We start from the raw sequence: 17,452 nt of genomic DNA, 5'->3' as shown, positions 1-17,452 counted from the left end.
TTTAGGGATAATATATTTAAGTTAGGTATTTTTAGGCTTATGTATCTTACGAAAAATGTGCGCTTGTCCTTTATCGTACAAATAGGAATCCGCAAAATCTTCTGTGTCTAACACCTTCCCGACCAGTATCAAACTGGTACGAGTGAATTTTTTCTCTCTTACTTTGGCGACAATGTCCGCTAAAATGCCCACCACATAATCTTGATCTGGCCAGCTGGTGCGATAACACACCGCAACAGGACAGTCCTCACCATAGTGTGGAATCAGCTCTTCAACAATTTTATGAATACGCGTAATACCAAGATGAATCGCTAACGTCGCGCCACTTTGCGCCAACGCTGGCAAACGCTCTCTTTCTGGAAAAGGCGTTTTGCCTTCATAGCGTGTCATGATCACTGTTTGTGACACGCCTGATAAGGTCAACTCTTTGCGTAATAACGCGGCCGAGGCGGCAACAGCACTGACACCTGGAATCACTTCGTAATCAATACCTAAGACTTCTAAACGGCGAATTTGTTCACCAATTGCACCGTATAACGCCGGATCACCAGATTGCAGACGAGCAACGTCCTTGCCTTCTTGTGCCGCCTTTTCGATAACGGCGGTGGTTTCATCCAGATTCATCTCGGCGGTATCGTATATCGCTTCCGCAGAACCACGCACACTGTCAATCACTTGTGGGGGAATCAAAGAGCCTGCATAAAGAACTATCGGGCAGCGTTCCATGGTTTTGACGGCTTTCACTGTCATCAACTCTGGATCGCCAGGACCTGCACCAATAAAGTAAACCTTCATTTATTTTCCCTTATCACTTTTTTATACAGAGCAAACACCATAAAAACTAAAGCTTTTTAGAATAGCCACGCGGGGTGTAAATCCAATGTTTTTCACCATTCACAATGTGTTTGGTGTCAGAATTACCGACGCTAACCATGGTAAACATATCCACGTTTTTGGCATCTAATTCACCAAGCGTCGTAAAGGTGATTTCTTCTTCCGGACGGGTTAATTGACGGCCAATCATAACAGGGGTGCTGGCTGGACGGTATTGCAATAAAACATCACGAGCGTGGTTTAATTGCCAATCGCGTTTTTTTGACACGGGATTATAAAAGGAAACCACAAAGTCACCAGCACCACAGGCATGAAGACGCTTATCAATGGTTTCCCATGGTGTTAATAAATCGGACAGTGAAATAGTACAGAAATCGTGACCCAGCATGGCACCAACTCGGCTAGCGCCGGCTTGCATGGCGGAAATACCAGGGATAACTTCAATATCGACATTTAGCCACTCAGGGTGATTTTCTTTGCCTTGTAATTGCATATCCAGCAACTCAAATACCAAAGTCGCCATGGCATAAATGCCAATATCACCACTGGAAATCAGCGCGGTATTTTTGCCTTGCGCAGCCAAATCTAAAGCCAAACGGGCACGACCAATTTCTTCGCCTAGAGGCAAGTCATGGAAGGTTTTTCCGGCGCTAAGCTCACCCAACAAGTCCAGATAATAACCATATGCAACCCAATCACTGCAGACCGCTAACGCTTTCGTGGCATTGGGAGCCACCAGACCTAAATCACCGCGCCCATGCCCATTACAAATAACTTGCTCATGCACTCTCTACAATCTAATCATGCGCCACAAGGCGCGAATAAGACTATTGTACACGGATTGCAAATCTGACGGGATGAAAACACCACTATTTCAAATGAACGCTTTTCAGGAAAAAATTAAGACTCAATGCGCACAAGCTGACACTGGAACTTTTTCATGCTGCGAAGTTCAAGTTGCGCTTCATCACTATGAATCCAAAAAGATACCCCCTCACCCAAGTAAGAAGCGCCGGAGGCACTCACGGCTTGGGTTAACTGATACTCTTTTTTCTGCCAAGACAGTTGAGCTTGATCAGCGTGAAAAAGAATGGCTAATGGTTTTCCATTGCAGTTATAAACAGCAGAATTAGTTTGTATGGTATTTTCAGCTTCATACATGTCATCGTCAGAGACATTAGTCGTCTTAACGGAACTGCAGGCTACCAAACCCAAAAAAGAAAAAATCACTAAGGTATTTTGTAAGGCTATTTTTTTTATACGCATTGTCGAGACTCCATTCTAGAACCACTTGTTCCAGTCCACTTATTTGTCTGAGTGATGGCTAAGTAGCTTAAATTTTAACACTCCATTCGATCTCTAGCCAGAAAATAAGACCCGCCACATTGATGGAGGTGGTTACTTCCACCAATCCGCTCTTTTATTTATTGATGAACAAAAGCGTTGTCACAAAATCACCACAATTGAGCCGACTTGAGACTTTGACAGCAAGTGACAAAAACGAGTATATTTCCTTGGTCGGATGTATCCGACTTCGTTCTCGGGGCGGGGTGAAATTCCCCACCGGCGGTAAAGACTTTGTTTAAACTAAAAAGTTTAAACAACAATCTAAGCCCGCGAGCGCCTTTAAGAAGTTTTTCTTTTAGGGTCAGCAGATCTGGTGTAATTCCAGAGCCGACGGTCATAGTCCGGATGATAGAGAGCGCGTCAGACAAAACCTATTAGAGTACCGTATTTTTTGCGGTGCCCAACAAAGGTATGCCATTTAAACATGGTGTATTTGCCTGCCCGTTCGCCCTGATTCACCTTAAATATTTAGGATTATAAAATGAATCAGAGACTCAACGAATATTGAATTCACTCCAGCAACAAAACGTATCGCTATTCTTCATGCTTCTTGGCACACTGAAATCGTGCTCAATTGCGTGGAAGGCTTCACTAAAGAACTTGTTTCTCGTGGTTACGATGCGTCGTTAATTGACATTATTCCCGTGCCTGGTGGCTACGAAATCCCACTACAAGCAAAACTGCTCGCAAAAAGCGGACAATATTCCGCGATTGCAGGCACAGCATTGGTTGTGGATGGCGGCATTTATCGCCATGATTTTGTTGCCTCAACTATTTGCAACGCCTTGATGCAAGTTCAATTGGAAACGGAAGTACCGGTTCTTACCGCAGTACTGACGCCACATAACTTCCATGAGCACGACGAACACAAAAACTACTTCAGCCGTCACTTTATTAAGAAGGGGATTGAGCTGGCGAACGCTTGCGATCAGACTATTCGCTTGACTGAGAAAGCCAAACAAATGCGATAAGCGTTTACTCTTACGATCAACAGAATCGTTAAACGCCTCGTATCTCATGAGATACGAGGCGTTTTTTTGTTTTAACTGTAAACCCTACTAAGAAAAAGCATGAGATTTCAGCGATATATAAAGATCACTATTCTTATCAGCCTCAATACATAACCCCAACAAATCATCAATAAAAAAACCTAACGCCCGTCGCTCTATTCGCTCTATTCCTTGTTGCTGTTGTAACGACAAGTTGGCATATTTTGATGCCGCACCAAAGTCACCAAACAACACGTGGCCCTCTTCGTTGATCAGAGCATTGTGGGCATAAAGGTCACCATGGCTGACTTTTTTCTCGCAAAAATGTGCTACCAATTGATCCACTTGCTCCACAATACGAGCGATTTTATCAATCGAAAACCGCTGATCTAAGGCAAAAGTATCCCGTGTACAAGAAGCAAGACTGGGTGGCTGGCCTAGATTCGTGTAATGAGCTGGAATCAATTCCATCACCAGCGCAGCACAGTCTTCCTCTGTTACTTTTGCCAAAGGCTGAACAAGATTAGGATGATTCCCTACCGCTAAGCATGCATCCAGTTCATCCTGCGGAAAACCGTCACTGGTCACCTCGCCTTTAAATACTTTTACTGCCACAGAGTCTGAAAAATGAAAGGGGTTTTCTCGCCATGTCGCGAGGGAAATAACCCCAGATGCGCCCTGCCCTAAAACCTGATGTAATTCTAAGTCTCGAAATTGCACTGTCTTAAATTCATTATGGGGATCACGTGCAGCACAAAATGGATTACCAGAAAATGCTAACCAAGCCAAACGAGGTAGCGTTAATAAAACATCAGGAAAAGCCGCCAGCTTATTTGCCGACAAACGAATCAACTCTAATTTACGACAATGAGCAATGGAATCAGGCAATGCTGTTAAACGATTCCCTGCTAAAGCCAGCTTCTGTAGACGAACTAACTTTCCAAAATCCTCCGGAAGAGAATCGATTTTGTTATCGGTAAGAATTAACCAACGAGTCAGTATAGGCAATGAATCAGAAGACACGGTCATAATTTGGTTGCTTTTAAAGCCAATCATTTCCAAGTTTTCACATTGCCCTAGAACCTTTGGCAAGTGAGTGAAACGATTATTCGAGCAAAAAAGTATACGAAGTTTTTTGAGACGCGACAGGTCTGCGGGTAACTCACTTAGCTTATTATTCGACAAATCTAAAATTTCTAAACTATCAGCAAGATCGAAAATAGCCTCAGGGAAAGTCGTTAAATTATCGGATAGCTGCAAGCGGACAACGCCTTTCAGCTCTCCACGGTTAAGTTGATCGAGTGTGTGCAAAATAAAACTCTTTATAATGAAAATTTACACACATTATAACCAATTATGTACATTGTATGGTGGCTTTTAGCCCGTTAATAACACAGCAATTAATGCCATCAAACCTGGTAAACCTTGTACAAACAAAATCTTCTTGCTTGAGGTAATGGCACCATACACGCCAGCGACAACCACACAGAGTAAAAAGAAAATCGTTACGTGCGATCCCCCGTCACCAAGCCACAAGCTCCACAGCAGGCCCACAGCAAGAAAGCCATTGTAAAGTCCCTGATTCGCTGCCATCACCTTACTTGCTTTGGCAAAGTCTGGCTTCAATCCAAAAATCTTCATGCCTTTAGGCGTATCCCAAAGAAACATCTCAATATACATGATGTAGAAATGCAAAAATGCGACAAAAACCGTGGCTAACGTTGCGATTAACTCCATACCCTCTCTCCTTCTTATTTTTATCCCATTAAGCATGGCTTTCCCCAGTCTCCTATCTCATTGCCGTCAAGAAACAGAGAAACTATTTTGCTCTATCCTGGTCTACTTCACCAAGCACGTTGGATTTTTCATCTGTTTGTGCAAGTTTTTGCTGGAAATCTTGCAGCGCAATGGTCAGCGCACCTACGGCGACTCTGGGACTCAATATCGTGACTTTCCAATAATGCAATAAGATCAACAGCCAACTTGATATGATCTGGCGCCTGGTCTAAAGACATAAAAACTCCATGCGAAAAACGGCAATAATATATAGGTAAAATACACTAAATAGTCCGTAAAAAACCATTTTGCCGTCTATAATGGCTTTTGGCATTATCAATTGTTCAGCGAAAATAAGACAAATACAATACACACCGAACATAAACAAGCCTAATTTAACGAGGTTACCGTGATTACAAATGAATTTTGGTTAGATCGATGGAAAACGGGACGTATCGGCTTTCACCAAGAAGGTGTTAATCCTAAACTAATTGAGTTTTGGCCCATATTACCAAAAGGCAGTAGCGTTCTTGTGCCTTTATGTGGCAAGTCCAATGATATGATCTGGTTGGCGGAACAAGGCTATTGGGTTACGGGCGTTGAACTGTCTTCCTTAGCAGTAATTCAATTTCTAGGTGATAATGACTTATCCTATGAAACCTATCAACAAGGCGAATTAAAAATTCATACTGTCAACGGCTTGCCATTGCGTATTGTTGAAGGCGATTACTTTTTATTCAACGAAACCGAATTTAATGCCTGCTACGATCGTGCCGCGATGATCGCTATGCCAGATTCCAAACGCACTGAGTATGTCTCACATACTCTTCAACGCTTATCCTCCACTGCCAGCTTATTGTTAGTCTCATTACACTATGATGGCGACAAACAAGGACCACCATTTTCTGTCAATGATGATAGTGTTGTGTCCCTCTGGGGAAATCAAATTCAAAAAATCGCCTCTGAAAACTTAGCTCTGACAAATCCGCAGTATAAAGAGGAAGGACACAATATATTTGAGGAAAGCGTGTGGCGTATTCAACCTTAAATAATATAAGCCCTAATAGACCTAGATTAGGCTGTCTACCCTAGGTTTTTTCTGGGATAATACAGCACAATTTTTCACCGATAATCCATGTATCCTTGTAATTGCAGCACGATAGTCATCGCCATTACGCCCGATACCAAGAGTAGATAATGATCAAACGACATAAAACCGCCAAGCATCTCTTTTCTTACCCATTGTATTGGGCCGAGTGTTACGGTGTTTCCCCCTTTCTTCCGACCACCAGAGAGGAAATGGATGCCCTTGGTTGGGACAGCTGCGATGTGATTATTGTCTCCGGTGATGCTTACGTGGATCACCCAAGTTTTGGCATGGCGGTATTGGGCCGCTTATTAGAAGCGCAAGGTTATCGTGTCGGCATTATTGATCAGCCTGATTGGCGCAATACGCAAGACTTTATGCGCCTTGGTCGCCCTAATCTGTATTTTGGCGTTACCGCTGGCAACATGGACTCCTTGATCAACCGCTACACCGCCGACTTAAAAGTACGCAACGACGATGCTTATACGCCGTACGGCGTTAGTGGAAAACGTCCTGACCGCGCGGTTATTGTCTACTCTCAGCGCTGTAAAGAAGCCTTTCATGATGTCCCTGTGATGATTGGTGGCATTGAGGCCAGCCTGCGACGCATTGCTCAATACGATTACTGGAGCGATGAAGTGCGCCGCTCAGTATTAATCGACTCTACTGCGGATATTTTGCTTTACGGCAACGCTGAACGGGCTATGATTGAAGTTACCCATCAAATGGCCATGGGTAAAACGCTTGACGAACTCACAGACATTCGCGGCACAACTATTGTTCGTAATGCGCCTCCTGGCGGCTACACTGAAATTGACTCCACGCGTGTTGATTGGCCAGGCAAAGTCGATCAGATCTACAGCCCTTACGAATACATTCCAGAAGGGAAATGTCAGACTAAGGATGAAGACGAGTCCGATGTCATGCCAATCCGTGTGATTCCTGCACCGCTGCGTCGCGGTGAAAAGCTCGATCCTGAAAAAACGTATATTCGTTTACCGTCTTTTGAAAAAGTATCCAAAGATCCCGTTTTGTACGCGCACACCTCTCGTATCTTGCATCTTGAGTCAAACCCACATAATGCTCGGGCGTTGATTCAAAAACATGGCAAAAAAGAAATTTGGGTTAATCCACCACCGATTCCATTAGAAACACCTGAAATGGACGGCGTGTTTGATTTGCCTTATGCGCGTGTGCCGCATCCGAAATACAAAAAAGCCCGCATTCCGGCTTATGATATGATTAAGACATCGATCAATATCATGCGTGGCTGTTTTGGTGGCTGTACTTTTTGTTCGATTACCGAACATGAAGGACGAGTCATTCAATCTCGCTCACACGAGTCCATCTTGAAGGAAATTGAAGACATCAAGGATAAGGTGCCAGGCTTCACAGGCCACATTTCTGACCTTGGTGGACCAACCTCCAACATGTACACACTAAACTGTAACGACGATGAAGTACAAGCGTCGTGCCGTAAACTGTCTTGTGTTTACCCGACCATTTGCTCCAACTTGAATACCGACCATAGTCCAACGACGCAACTGTATCGTAAAACTCGTGCAGTTGAAGGCATTCATACTGTGTCTATCGCTTCAGGCTTACGTTATGACCTTGCTGTAGAAGATCCTGAGTACGTTCGTGAGCTTGTCACTCACCATGTGGGCGGCTTACTAAAAATTGCCCCAGAGCACTCAGAGCAAGGCACCTTATCAAAAATGATGAAGCCAGGAATGGGAACATACGACCGCTTCAAGCGCATGTTTGATAAATATTCCAAAGAAGCAGGCAAGAAGCAGCATTTAATCCCTTACTTTATCGCTGCCCATCCAGGCAGTTCAGACGAAGATATGCTCAACCTTGCCGTCTGGTTAAAAACCAATGATTTCAAACCAGATCAAGTACAAACGTTTTACCCATCGCCCATGTCATTAGCAACGGCGATGTACCATTCTGGCAAAAACCCATTAAAGCCGGTGACATATAAGAGTGAAGACGTTTATACCCCTAAAGACGCCAAGCAACGCACTGTACAAAAAGGCTTCTTGCGCTATCACGATCCTAGCAACTGGCAAAATCTTCGCGATACGCTCATTAAAATGGGCCGCACCGACCTTATTGGTCATGGTGACAACAAATTAGTACCAGCGGAAGAGAAGGACAAACAGATTCATCGTCGTCCTCAGAAAGCAAAACCAGGTCAAGCGACAGGCGCCTCTCACACGTCAAACAGACCAACGATGGAAAAAAATATTGCGGCAGAAAAGGCTCGTCGTAAAAACAGCAACACGATGACAACAGTGCCAGCAAAACGTCGCAAGACAAAAGTAAAATCTCGTCAACAGTAAGCCTGTACCAGACGTCATTTTCAATATAAAACGTCAAACACAAAAAATGCGTCATGTTTCTTCAACATGACGCATTTTTTATTGAATGACATATTGGCTATGTTCTATTTAATCAACGCTCTGCGACGGCAAGTAATGACTAACTCAATCGCAGCGATAAAAATTAAGGTATAACCCAAGGTTTCAACGCCCTCTTCAACAATATTCTTCACAAGGCGCATATAGGAATCTCCCATAATAGCTTGCCAATATGACCCTCGCCCAAGTAAACGAGAAAAGACTACGATGGTGACAAAACCCGCCAAAAAAGTGCCAAAGCTGGGTTGCTGAGAATATTCTTTTAATGAAGCATATATGGAAGAAAAGCGTCCCCATAGAAAAACAAGCACGCAAACAAAAATCAAACCAACAATACTTTGCCAAGCGCCATCAAACACATACATGTCCAATAAAGAATCAGATTCACGCACAAACATCATGGCCAGCAAAGCACCAAGTAAGGTTGCTGCTATGTTTAATTTCGCGTCTAAACGTGCTGCATACAAAAACAACATACAGCTGAAAAATGACATAAAGTCTTGCATATGCTCAGTCAACGAACTCTCACTGTACTGAGCGGCTGTTTGAAATTCATAACCCTCTAAAGAGATTAATTGAGCCACTCCAGCCACGGCAAAAAGATACGCAAGACTACGAAAGATAAACATATAAAACCTCGACTTGTAATAGCGAGATTTTAATGAAAAAAGTGAAAAACGATGCATTACAAGAAGATGACACTATCATTTCTTATTTCATGCGCATGTTATGACATTTTATAATTAATATGTCATAACATGCGCACTAATATGATGAATAATATCGCAAGAGATAATTAAGAAGATTTATAATCAATAAGACTTAATGACGCCTCACTATCCATTAACTCATCTTGCATACTTTCTACATAACCTGCCACTTCATCAGGCGCCAAAAAGTGTGCTATGTGATACATGGCATCCCCTTCTTGAACTAATGGAATATTCTGCTTACCAATAATGATCCCGCCATTTTTGCACAACACCTTGTCCAGAATATCACCATAGGGGTCTTTAATTTCAGCCAGCACATCCCCCTCTTCAACAAGGTCACCCAATTCTTTGATGTGCGTGGTAAAACCGCTGTCCGTGGCGCGAATCCAGCTGCTGCTTCGAGCAATTCTAGGTTCTGATAGCGATTTTTTACTACGCGACTTAGGCAGCATACCTAAATGCCTCATCACACCCACAATGCCTTTCACACCGGCTCTTATAGACAGTTCATCAAAACGTAAAGCCTCTCCTGCTTCATAAAGAATGACTTTCGCGCCCACATCATTTGCGCATTCTCTTAATGAACCATCACGAAGGTTGGAATTCATCAGCACAGGCACACCAAATGCTTTCGCAATTTCTAGTGTTTCGGGGTCATCAAGGTTGGCTCGAATTTGCGGCAAATTCGTACGGTGTAAACTCCCAGTATGAAGATCAATACCGTAATCTGCTTTGGAAACAATTTCATTTAAAAAGCGATCAGCGACACGACCGGCCAAAGAGCCACGCTGAGAGCCAGGAAAAGAACGATTCAAATCACGACGGTCGGGTAAATAGCGACTCTGACTTAGAACACCATACCCATTCACAATGGGCACAGCTATCAGAGTCCCTTTCAAATTTTCTAAATACTTACTTTGAATAATACGGCTAATAATCTCAATGCCATTAAGTTCGTCGCCGTGAATGGCCGCACTAATAAATAATGTTGGACCAGATCTCTTTCCACGTTTAACAAAAACGGGCATCGACATATTTGTATCTGTATACAATTTCACCATTGGCAGCTTTATTCTTGCAGTGCCGCCTAATGGAATATCCACACCACCAATTGTTAAAACTGTTTTCGCCATTAGCCCTTCCCTTTTGTTTTGGTATTACTCAAAAAAGCTGTCTTTTCAATGTGCTGAATAATCATCGAAGCAACGTCTTTTCCTGTTGCTGCCTCAATACCTTCTAAACCTGGCGACGAATTAACTTCCATAATCAAAGGACCATGATTAGAGCGTAAAATGTCAACACCACACATATTCAAACCCATCACCTTTGCGGCTTCTACTGCCGTTCGCCTCTCTTCTGGAGACAATCTAATTAACGATGCCGTTCCACCACGATGAAGGTTAGAGCGAAATTCACCTTCAGCGCCTTGTCGTTTCATAGCAGCAATAACTTTACCACCAACAACTAGACAGCGAATGTCAGCACCACCCGCTTCTTTGATGTACTCTTGCACCAAAATATTGGCTTTTAGTCCCATAAAAGCCTCAATGATCGATTCTGCGGTTTTATTAGATTCCGCCAACACCACGCCGATCCCCTGTGTACCTTCTAATAACTTAATGACAACAGGCGCACCACCGACGTTTTTCAACAAGTCGCCTATTTTATCAGGATGGTGAGCAAAACCTGTTTTAGGCAAGCCCAAGCCCTTACGAGACATAAGCTGCAAAGATCTTAACTTATCACGTGAACGACTGATCGCCACGGACTCATTAATACTGTAAGTCCCCATCATCTCAAACTGTCTAACCACTGCTGTACCATAAAAAGTTACTGACGCGCCAATTCTTGGAATAACGGCATCGTATTTTGGTAAAGGTTGACCATTGTAACGCACAGACGGATTGCTACTGGTGATGTCCATATAGCAATGCATGGTATCAATAACATCTACCTCATGACCGAGCTGCTCACCGGCTTCAACCAATCGACGAGTAGAATAAAGCCGAGGATTACGAGAAAGTATTGCGATTTTCATAGATGTCCTTTGAACAGAAAAATAAAGCACACAAGCAAACTATGCTTATAAAAAGTGTCTATAAATAGAGAAAGACCATTGGCGCGAGAATAGTGAATCAGAATAAATTTAGAAAGAGATTTCTGCTTTTTCCATCAAAAAATCTCCAAGCATCTTTGCATCACAAAAACACTTAGAGATTCATTGAGCATTCAACAGAAAATAGCGATTATTTTTTCGGTGAAAACGGGTTTTCAGATGACTTGAACTCAAAAATAATCGGTGTACCGGTGATATTGAGCACCGTTCTAAACTTATTTTCCAAGTAGCGCTTATAACTACCAGGTAAAGAGTCTGTCTGATTTCCGTGCACCACAATGCGTGGCGGATTAGAGCCGCCTTGGTGGGCATAGCGTAACTTAATACGACGACTGTTCACCATTGGAGGCTGATGCTCTGCAACAGAATCTTCCAAAATCCGTGTCAAACGGTTGGTTGTCCATTTGGCATAGCAAGATTCATACGTACTCTCGATGGTATCGTATAAATCACCAACGCCCGTACCATGCAAGGCTGAAATATAATGAACCTTCGCATAAGGAACAAAACCTAAACGACGCTCTACTTCACTCTTAATGTGTTCGCGATCCTCTTTTTTAAGACCATCCCACTTATTAATAGCAATAATCACACCGCGACCAGCATCCAACACATAACCGATCATATGAAGATCTTGCTCAACCAAGTCTTCGTGAGAGTCGATCACAACAATAACCACGTTAGCGTCTTGAATGGCTTGCAACGTCTTCACAATAGAGAACTTTTCAACCGCTTCTTTCACGTGTTTACGACGACGAATACCTGCTGTATCAATAAGAGTGTATTCTTTATCATGACGAACATAAGGTATATACACACTATCGCGAGTCGTACCAGGCATATCATAGACGACCACACGGTCTTCACCTAACATGCGGTTAACCAACGTAGACTTGCCCACATTTGGACGCCCCACTACGCCAATACGAATACCACGAGACTCTAAACTAATCTGGTTTTTCGCTTCTTCAACACGCTCAGCATAAGGCAACATGACTTTATCAATTAAGACATGAACACCTTTACCATGGGAAGCCGCAATCGGGTGCAACTCACCAAACCCCAATGAATAGAAGTCCGCTAATGCGATATCTTCGTTAATGCCATCTGTCTTATTAACCACAAGAGAAACAGGCTTATTCGAGCGACGCAAATGATTAGCGATCATCTCGTCAGCAGGGTTTAAACCATGGCGGCCATCCACAATAAACAAAACAGTGTCGGCCTCTTCGATTGCCAACAAAGACTGTCGTGCCATTCTTTCATCAATACCTTGCTCATCACCACTGATACCACCAGTATCAATAACGATAAACTCATGTTCGCCAAGCTTACCATCACCGTATTTACGATCACGGGTCAGGCCAGGGTAATCGGCAACTAAAGCATCACGGGATCTCGTCAATTGATTGAAGAGCGTTGACTTGCCAACATTGGGTCTACCTACCAATGCAATAACTGGAATCATTTTTTTACCTATAAAAATACAAAGCGGCCACCACCCTAAAAAAGGATGGCAGCCTCTTTAAAAAATCGCTAACAAAATCAAAATTAATTTCAGTAGCTCAATGCCGTCACATTAGAGTTCGGCGTAAGAATAAACAGCTGCTTATCATTTGCGACCATACGACTGCCTGGTGGCACCTTGTTGTCAGCAACCTTGTGCACTGCTATTTCACCTGTGTTTAAGTCAAGTAAATGAACATAACCAGCTCGGTCCATAACAGCAACATAATCTCGGAAGAACTCAGGTGAAATCAAATCTCGCTCAACAAGATCTGTATTCTCCCATACTTCTGTACCATTTTTTGCATTCAGAGCAATGACTTTACTCGTCATATCAACAGCAATAAGTAGCTCTCCTCTCACCGCCACGCCAACTGAACTCGCAATACTGCGTTGCCATAATGGTCGTCCGCTATCAAGAGAAAGCGCAACAAGTGTTCCATTATAAGCGACAGCGTAAACAACGCCATTGCTTACCACCAAACGACCATCAATGTCACTCAGCCTTTCTATTTCATAACGGCCCTCAGGCTTCCCTACTTCATAAGACCACAGTAGATTACCACTTTGCAAAGAAAACGCTTTTAACTTACCACTTGCGAAACCGGCAACCACTTTGCCATCCGCAATAATGGGTGCGCTTGTACCACGTACTGTTAACGATGGCAAATCTTCTTTGGCCCGCCATAAAATATCACCAGACTCTGCATCCAGCACATTCAACCAGCCATCCGCTGTCTGTATTGCTAATTTACCAGCAGCATAAGCCGCTTCTGACAACACTTCTGAACTTAACGTTTTCTCCCATAAGACAGATTTATTCGTCAAAGAAACAGCAATCAGCTTGGCATCATATGTACCAAAAAACAGTGTATCACCATGACGCGTGACGCCAGAGCTGGGTTGAAACTCTGTCGATACGGTGTTTCTCTTTTTACCTTTTTCTTGCCCTAGCTCGTAAACAGTGCCTTTTTCTGTCACAAAAAACAGAGCATCATCTTCCGCAACAAGGTTAAAACGCTCGCTCGATTCACCAAAGTTTCCATCCACTCCAGTTCGCCATGACGTTTTTAAGTTCACTTTCGCATCTAAAGCAGGCAAGTCTGGTAAAGCAGGACGAGAGTTAGAGCACCCTTGGATGACTAGAGCAGAAAATAATACAACAAGAAAAAGAGACTTGTTCATAATTTAGCCTTTTACCAAATCTTTTAGTTTAATATCAAGCAGAGGATGATTCACACCCACGCCTAATGCTTCGTTTGCTTTCATGTAAGCAACACGCGCATCATCACGCTTGCCTTGCGATATTAAAATATCACCAATTAATTCTTGCTGTTGCGCAGCAAACTCTTCAGCGGTTACTTGCTCAGCACGAGCCATCGCACCCGCATAATCTTCTTTTTGAAGCAATAAACGCGCAACTCGTAAATTCGCAATAGCGATAAAAGACACATCCTTAGTCTTTGCGATAGCCGTGTCTAATGCATTGATAGCGGCATCGTATTGACCATTCTCAGCATCGACTCGCGCTAAAAACAATTGACCGAACATCGCGTAACCTGTGTCGCCATAATCATCAACTAACTGCTTGGCGATAAAGGTAACTGTTTTTTGGTTCTCTTCGTCACTCAAATCCGCTGATGCTTGAATCAAATTTTGATAAAGAGCGGACGCTTCACTCGTGTAATTCGCTTGACTCGTTTTCCAAGCTTGCCAGCCGAAATAGCCACCAACAGCAAGCGCTACTGCGACAAGCAGAATAACACCATTCTTCTTCCACCAAGATTTAAACGCTTCGATTTGTTCTTCTTCAGTCTTTAATTCAGACACTTTCTTTTCCTCATATAAGGCACTGCCAAATTACTTAAATGGCAGCACACCATTAAATCCAAAAATTCAATTAAATTTAGTATTTAGGTAATTAATAACATCATCGAGTGGGTAAGATTGTTGCTCTCCCGTTGACATGTCTTTTACTTGGCAAATACCTTGATCTATTTCGTCTTGACCTAAAATAATTGTAAAGCGTGCCTCTGATTTATCTGCCTTTTTCATTTGGTTCTTAAAGTTACCACCACCACAATGACGCAATATAACCAAATTGGAGCTCATTTCGCGCAATGTCTCAGCCAAAATAAAAGAAGCGACTTCGGCATCGTCACCAATACTAACAATAAAAATATCAGCAGAAAATTTAGCTGATTGAGGAATCAAATCTAACGTTTCAAGCAATAAAACTAAACGCTCGATGCCCATTGCAAATCCTACAGCAGGTGTCGACTTACCTCCTAGTTGCTCGACCAAACCGTCATAACGACCACCTGCACAAACGGTCGCCTGAGAACCTAGATGCGTCGTTACCCACTCAAAAACAGTTTTACCGTAATAATCTAAACCGCGCACTAAGCGGCGGTTAATAACATACGGTATTCCATTAGCTTTCAAGATGGCCTGTAAAAGATCAAAATGAGCCTGCGATTCTTCACCAATAAAATCTTCTAAGCTTGGCGCTTCTTTTAGTATCGCTTGGGTCGATTCATCTTTAGAGTCTAATATCCGTAATGGGTTCGTCGCTAAGCGGCGCTGGCTGTCTTCATCCAATTGCTCTTTAAAGGCCGTCAAGTATTCAACCAAAGCGGCTTTATACGTTTCACGCTCAGACGCCAATCCTATGGTATTCAATTGCAGCTCAACATGCTCCAACAACCGCAATTTTTTCCACAAGCGAGCAGACAAAATAATCAACTCAGCGTCAATATCAGCCGACCCCATACCAAAAGATTCGACACCGATCTGGTGAAACTGACGATAACGCCCCTTTTGCGGACGCTCATAACGAAACATAGGCCCCGTATACCAAAGGCGTTGAGTTTGATTAAACAATAATCCAGCCTGATCCGCAGCGCGAACACAACTTGCAGTACCTTCAGGGCGCAAGGTCAATGACTCGCCATTGCGATCATTGAATGTGTACATTTCTTTTTCCACAATGTCAGTTGTTTCACCGACACCGCGCTTAAACAAATCCGTGTTTTCTACGATAGGAAAACGAATTTGCTGGTACCCATACGACTTAACAACATCGGCCACTGTTTTTTCTAAATATAGCCAAACAGAGGATTGATCAGGCAAAATGTCATTCATTCCCCTAATCGCTTGAATTTTACGAGCCACAATGGATCCTTAATTTTTTACAATGATATTGGCTAATTCTCGTTCTTTGAGAAGCGCCTTTTTACGAATCATTTTTTCTAAGTCATCAACAAGCGTTTCATTCTTAGTTTTGCTATTAGGCTTGCCATCTTGGTAAATCAAGTTATTTGGCGACCCACCAGCGAGGCCAATATCAGCCTCTTTGGCTTCACCTGGGCCATTAACTACACACCCAATAACAGCCACATCCATAGGAATAACAATATCTTCAAGTCGCTCTTCGAGTCTCATTCATTGTCTTAATGACATCGAAATTCTGACGAGAGCAGCTTGGACAAGCAATGAAATTAATGCCACGATTTCGCAGTTTCAAACTGCGCAACATATCCCAACCCACTTTAATTTCTTGAACGGGATCTGCAGCTAAAGAGACACGCAAAGTATCACCAATACCGTCCATCAAAAGTAAACCAAGCCCAATAGAGGATTTCACTGTGCCAGAACGCAAACCACCAGCCTCTGTTATCCCTAAATGCAACGGGTTATCTATTTGACTGGCAATTTTCCGGTAGGCTTCTACCGTCATAAAAATATCAGATGCCTTTAAGCTCAACTTATATTCATGAAAATCTAACTCATCAAAATATTGAATCTGACGGAACGCAGACTCAACCAAGGCATCGGGTGTCGGCTCTCCGTATTTTTTTTGCAGGTCTTTTTCCAAAGACCCCGCATTAACACCAATACGAATGGGAATATTTTTATCGCGAGCGCAATCCACAACCGCACGAACACGGTCTTTATTGCCAATGTTACCAGGATTGATCCGCAGGCAATCAACACCATATTCGGCCACTTTCAAAGCGATTTTATAGTCAAAATGGATATCAGCAACCAATGGAATTGACACCGCTTCACGTATTTTTTTAAACGCTTCAGCCGCATCCATTGATGGAATAGATACACGCACAATATCCGCACCCGCCTCAGCGATGGCACGAATTTGAGCGACTGTTGCATCAACATCGCAAGTTTCAGTGTTCGTCATACTTTGAACACTGATGGGTGCGCCACCACCAACTGGCACATTCCCAACCATAATTTGACGTGAATGGCGACGTTTTATAGGGGATTCAAAATGCATAAGAGTCTCTACTTGAGCCTCAAATCGAGCCAAATCGTTACGAATAGAAGAAGAAAAATCGAACACTTCGCCTTTAAATTTCAAAGATGACACGCCTCTCGCGTAACCAAATACAATGCGATAAGGCGCTTTGCCTGTTAAAGACAAATTACTGCCCGCTGTCTTCACGCCAGAAAATAGAATTTTACCTGTGGCATCACGCACTTCTGTCCAACAATCCGCACTAAATGCGACTTCAACCTCATCGGTATAAGACGGCACAGTAGGGGCCGGCGTTGAAGGTACTTCAGCTGTTGCTCTTATAACATCCTCTGGTCGTACGCCCGCCTCTTCTAAAATGGCCATAGTCTCAGCTGACAAG

15 protein-coding genes, 4 pseudogenes and 1 riboswitch are annotated in these 17,452 nt (G+C 43.1%); of the genes and pseudogenes, 3 read left to right on the top strand and 16 right to left on the bottom strand.

Translation table 11 applies throughout. The features are described from left to right. Window positions 1-21: 21 nt before the first annotated feature. From cobM to AC0L6V_RS00250, 3 genes and pseudogenes are all read right to left on the bottom strand, one after another. On the bottom strand, window positions 22-795 hold the full coding sequence (gene cobM / locus AC0L6V_RS00260; protein ID WP_409419184.1) for a precorrin-4 C(11)-methyltransferase: 774 nt from the start codon (window positions 793-795) through the stop codon (window positions 22-24). A gap of 46 nt (window positions 796-841) precedes the next feature. Beyond that, window positions 842-1,617 (bottom strand): annotated as a pseudogene (gene cobJ / locus AC0L6V_RS00255) (precorrin-3B C(17)-methyltransferase). 117 nt (window positions 1,618-1,734) lie between these two features. Beyond that, window positions 1,735-2,100, bottom strand: coding sequence for an MliC family protein (locus AC0L6V_RS00250; RefSeq protein ID WP_265216735.1), 366 nt, complete (start codon window positions 2,098-2,100; stop codon window positions 1,735-1,737). 266 nt (window positions 2,101-2,366) lie between these two features. After that, window positions 2,367-2,542, top strand: a riboswitch (FMN riboswitch). A gap of 124 nt (window positions 2,543-2,666) precedes the next feature. Here AC0L6V_RS00250 and AC0L6V_RS00245 point away from each other — a divergent pair. Then, entirely contained in the window at window positions 2,667-3,152 is a 486-nt protein-coding gene (locus AC0L6V_RS00245; RefSeq protein ID WP_265217754.1) for a 6,7-dimethyl-8-ribityllumazine synthase, read from the top strand. 87 nt (window positions 3,153-3,239) lie between these two features. Here AC0L6V_RS00245 and AC0L6V_RS00240 read toward each other — a convergent pair whose 3' ends face one another. The 4 genes and pseudogenes from AC0L6V_RS00240 to AC0L6V_RS00225 all read right to left on the bottom strand — a co-directional run. Next, window positions 3,240-4,481 (bottom strand): leucine-rich repeat-containing protein kinase family protein, encoded by a 1,242-nt coding sequence (locus AC0L6V_RS00240; RefSeq protein WP_265216734.1) that lies wholly within the window; start codon window positions 4,479-4,481, stop codon window positions 3,240-3,242. A 66-nt stretch (window positions 4,482-4,547) separates the two neighbouring features. Then, window positions 4,548-4,907 (bottom strand): DUF1304 domain-containing protein, encoded by a 360-nt coding sequence (locus AC0L6V_RS00235; protein ID WP_265216733.1) that lies wholly within the window; start codon window positions 4,905-4,907, stop codon window positions 4,548-4,550. Between the two features lie 82 nt (window positions 4,908-4,989). Next, complete coding sequence (locus AC0L6V_RS00230) at window positions 4,990-5,112, bottom strand: hypothetical protein (protein WP_418139110.1); 123 nt, start codon at window positions 5,110-5,112, stop codon at window positions 4,990-4,992. Window positions 5,113-5,137: 25 nt separating this feature from the next. Next, window positions 5,138-5,185, bottom strand: a pseudogene (locus AC0L6V_RS00225) (DUF2496 domain-containing protein); the annotation flags it as partial. Window positions 5,186-5,355: 170 nt separating this feature from the next. Here AC0L6V_RS00225 and AC0L6V_RS00220 point away from each other — a divergent pair. Both AC0L6V_RS00220 and AC0L6V_RS00215 read left to right on the top strand, forming a co-directional pair. Next, window positions 5,356-5,994 carry a class I SAM-dependent methyltransferase gene (locus AC0L6V_RS00220; RefSeq protein ID WP_265216732.1) on the top strand — a complete coding sequence of 213 codons (639 nt, stop codon included), beginning with the start codon at window positions 5,356-5,358 and terminating at the stop codon, window positions 5,992-5,994. Window positions 5,995-6,143: 149 nt separating this feature from the next. After that, window positions 6,144-8,381, top strand: a complete 2,238-nt coding sequence (locus AC0L6V_RS00215) for a YgiQ family radical SAM protein (protein WP_265216731.1) — start codon at window positions 6,144-6,146, stop codon at window positions 8,379-8,381. A gap of 104 nt (window positions 8,382-8,485) precedes the next feature. On the opposite strand, the gene AC0L6V_RS00210 is transcribed toward AC0L6V_RS00215, so the two are convergent. From AC0L6V_RS00210 to AC0L6V_RS00170, 9 genes and pseudogenes are all read right to left on the bottom strand, one after another. Continuing rightward, window positions 8,486-9,088, bottom strand: coding sequence for a hypothetical protein (locus AC0L6V_RS00210; RefSeq protein WP_265216730.1), 603 nt, complete (start codon window positions 9,086-9,088; stop codon window positions 8,486-8,488). A gap of 167 nt (window positions 9,089-9,255) precedes the next feature. Then, window positions 9,256-10,305, bottom strand: a complete 1,050-nt coding sequence (locus AC0L6V_RS00205; protein WP_265216729.1) for a succinylglutamate desuccinylase/aspartoacylase family protein — start codon at window positions 10,303-10,305, stop codon at window positions 9,256-9,258. Next, entirely contained in the window at window positions 10,305-11,210 is a 906-nt protein-coding gene (gene rimK, locus AC0L6V_RS00200) for a 30S ribosomal protein S6--L-glutamate ligase (RefSeq protein ID WP_111606423.1), read from the bottom strand. Before rimK ends, AC0L6V_RS00205 begins: the two co-directional genes overlap by 1 nt. A gap of 208 nt (window positions 11,211-11,418) precedes the next feature. Then, entirely contained in the window at window positions 11,419-12,756 is a 1,338-nt protein-coding gene (gene der, locus AC0L6V_RS00195) for a ribosome biogenesis GTPase Der (RefSeq protein ID WP_265216728.1), read from the bottom strand. Window positions 12,757-12,845: 89 nt separating this feature from the next. After that, on the bottom strand, window positions 12,846-13,979 hold the full coding sequence (bamB, locus tag AC0L6V_RS00190) for an outer membrane protein assembly factor BamB (RefSeq protein ID WP_265216727.1): 1,134 nt from the start codon (window positions 13,977-13,979) through the stop codon (window positions 12,846-12,848). Between the two features lie 3 nt (window positions 13,980-13,982). After that, entirely contained in the window at window positions 13,983-14,624 is a 642-nt protein-coding gene (locus AC0L6V_RS00185) for a YfgM family protein (protein WP_265216726.1), read from the bottom strand. Between the two features lie 66 nt (window positions 14,625-14,690). Continuing rightward, the gene (gene hisS / locus AC0L6V_RS00180; protein WP_418138663.1) at window positions 14,691-15,968 is read right to left on the bottom strand and encodes a histidine--tRNA ligase; all 1,278 of its coding nucleotides are present in this window, start codon (window positions 15,966-15,968) and stop codon (window positions 14,691-14,693) included. A 9-nt stretch (window positions 15,969-15,977) separates the two neighbouring features. Further along, window positions 15,978-17,091, bottom strand: a pseudogene (ispG, locus tag AC0L6V_RS00175) (flavodoxin-dependent (E)-4-hydroxy-3-methylbut-2-enyl-diphosphate synthase). A gap of 78 nt (window positions 17,092-17,169) precedes the next feature. Then, window positions 17,170-17,436: pseudogene (locus tag AC0L6V_RS00170) on the bottom strand (RodZ domain-containing protein); the annotation flags it as partial. Window positions 17,437-17,452: the final 16 nt, after the last annotated feature.

Source organism: Marinomonas sp. G8-14 (genome assembly GCF_055808935.1).
This window is presented reverse-complemented; position numbering and strand designations above follow the sequence as displayed.

Excerpts from the sequence above, each read along its gene's own strand:
- bamB (WP_265216727.1), bottom strand. The coding sequence starts at position 13,979 with ATGAACAAGTCTCTTTTTCTTGTTGTATTATTTTCTGCTCTAGTCATC.
- AC0L6V_RS00235 (WP_265216733.1), bottom strand. The coding sequence starts at position 4,907 with ATGGAGTTAATCGCAACGTTAGCCACGGTTTTTGTCGCATTTTTGCAT.
- der (WP_265216728.1), bottom strand. The coding sequence starts at position 12,756 with ATGATTCCAGTTATTGCATTGGTAGGTAGACCCAATGTTGGCAAGTCA.
- cobM (WP_409419184.1), bottom strand. The coding sequence starts at position 795 with ATGAAGGTTTACTTTATTGGTGCAGGTCCTGGCGATCCAGAGTTGATG.
- rimK (WP_111606423.1), bottom strand. The coding sequence starts at position 11,210 with ATGAAAATCGCAATACTTTCTCGTAATCCTCGGCTTTATTCTACTCGT.
- AC0L6V_RS00250 (WP_265216735.1), bottom strand. The coding sequence starts at position 2,100 with ATGCGTATAAAAAAAATAGCCTTACAAAATACCTTAGTGATTTTTTCT.
- AC0L6V_RS00210 (WP_265216730.1), bottom strand. The coding sequence starts at position 9,088 with ATGTTTATCTTTCGTAGTCTTGCGTATCTTTTTGCCGTGGCTGGAGTG.
- AC0L6V_RS00205 (WP_265216729.1), bottom strand. The coding sequence starts at position 10,305 with ATGGCGAAAACAGTTTTAACAATTGGTGGTGTGGATATTCCATTAGGC.
- AC0L6V_RS00215 (WP_265216731.1), top strand. The coding sequence starts at position 6,144 with ATGATCAAACGACATAAAACCGCCAAGCATCTCTTTTCTTACCCATTG.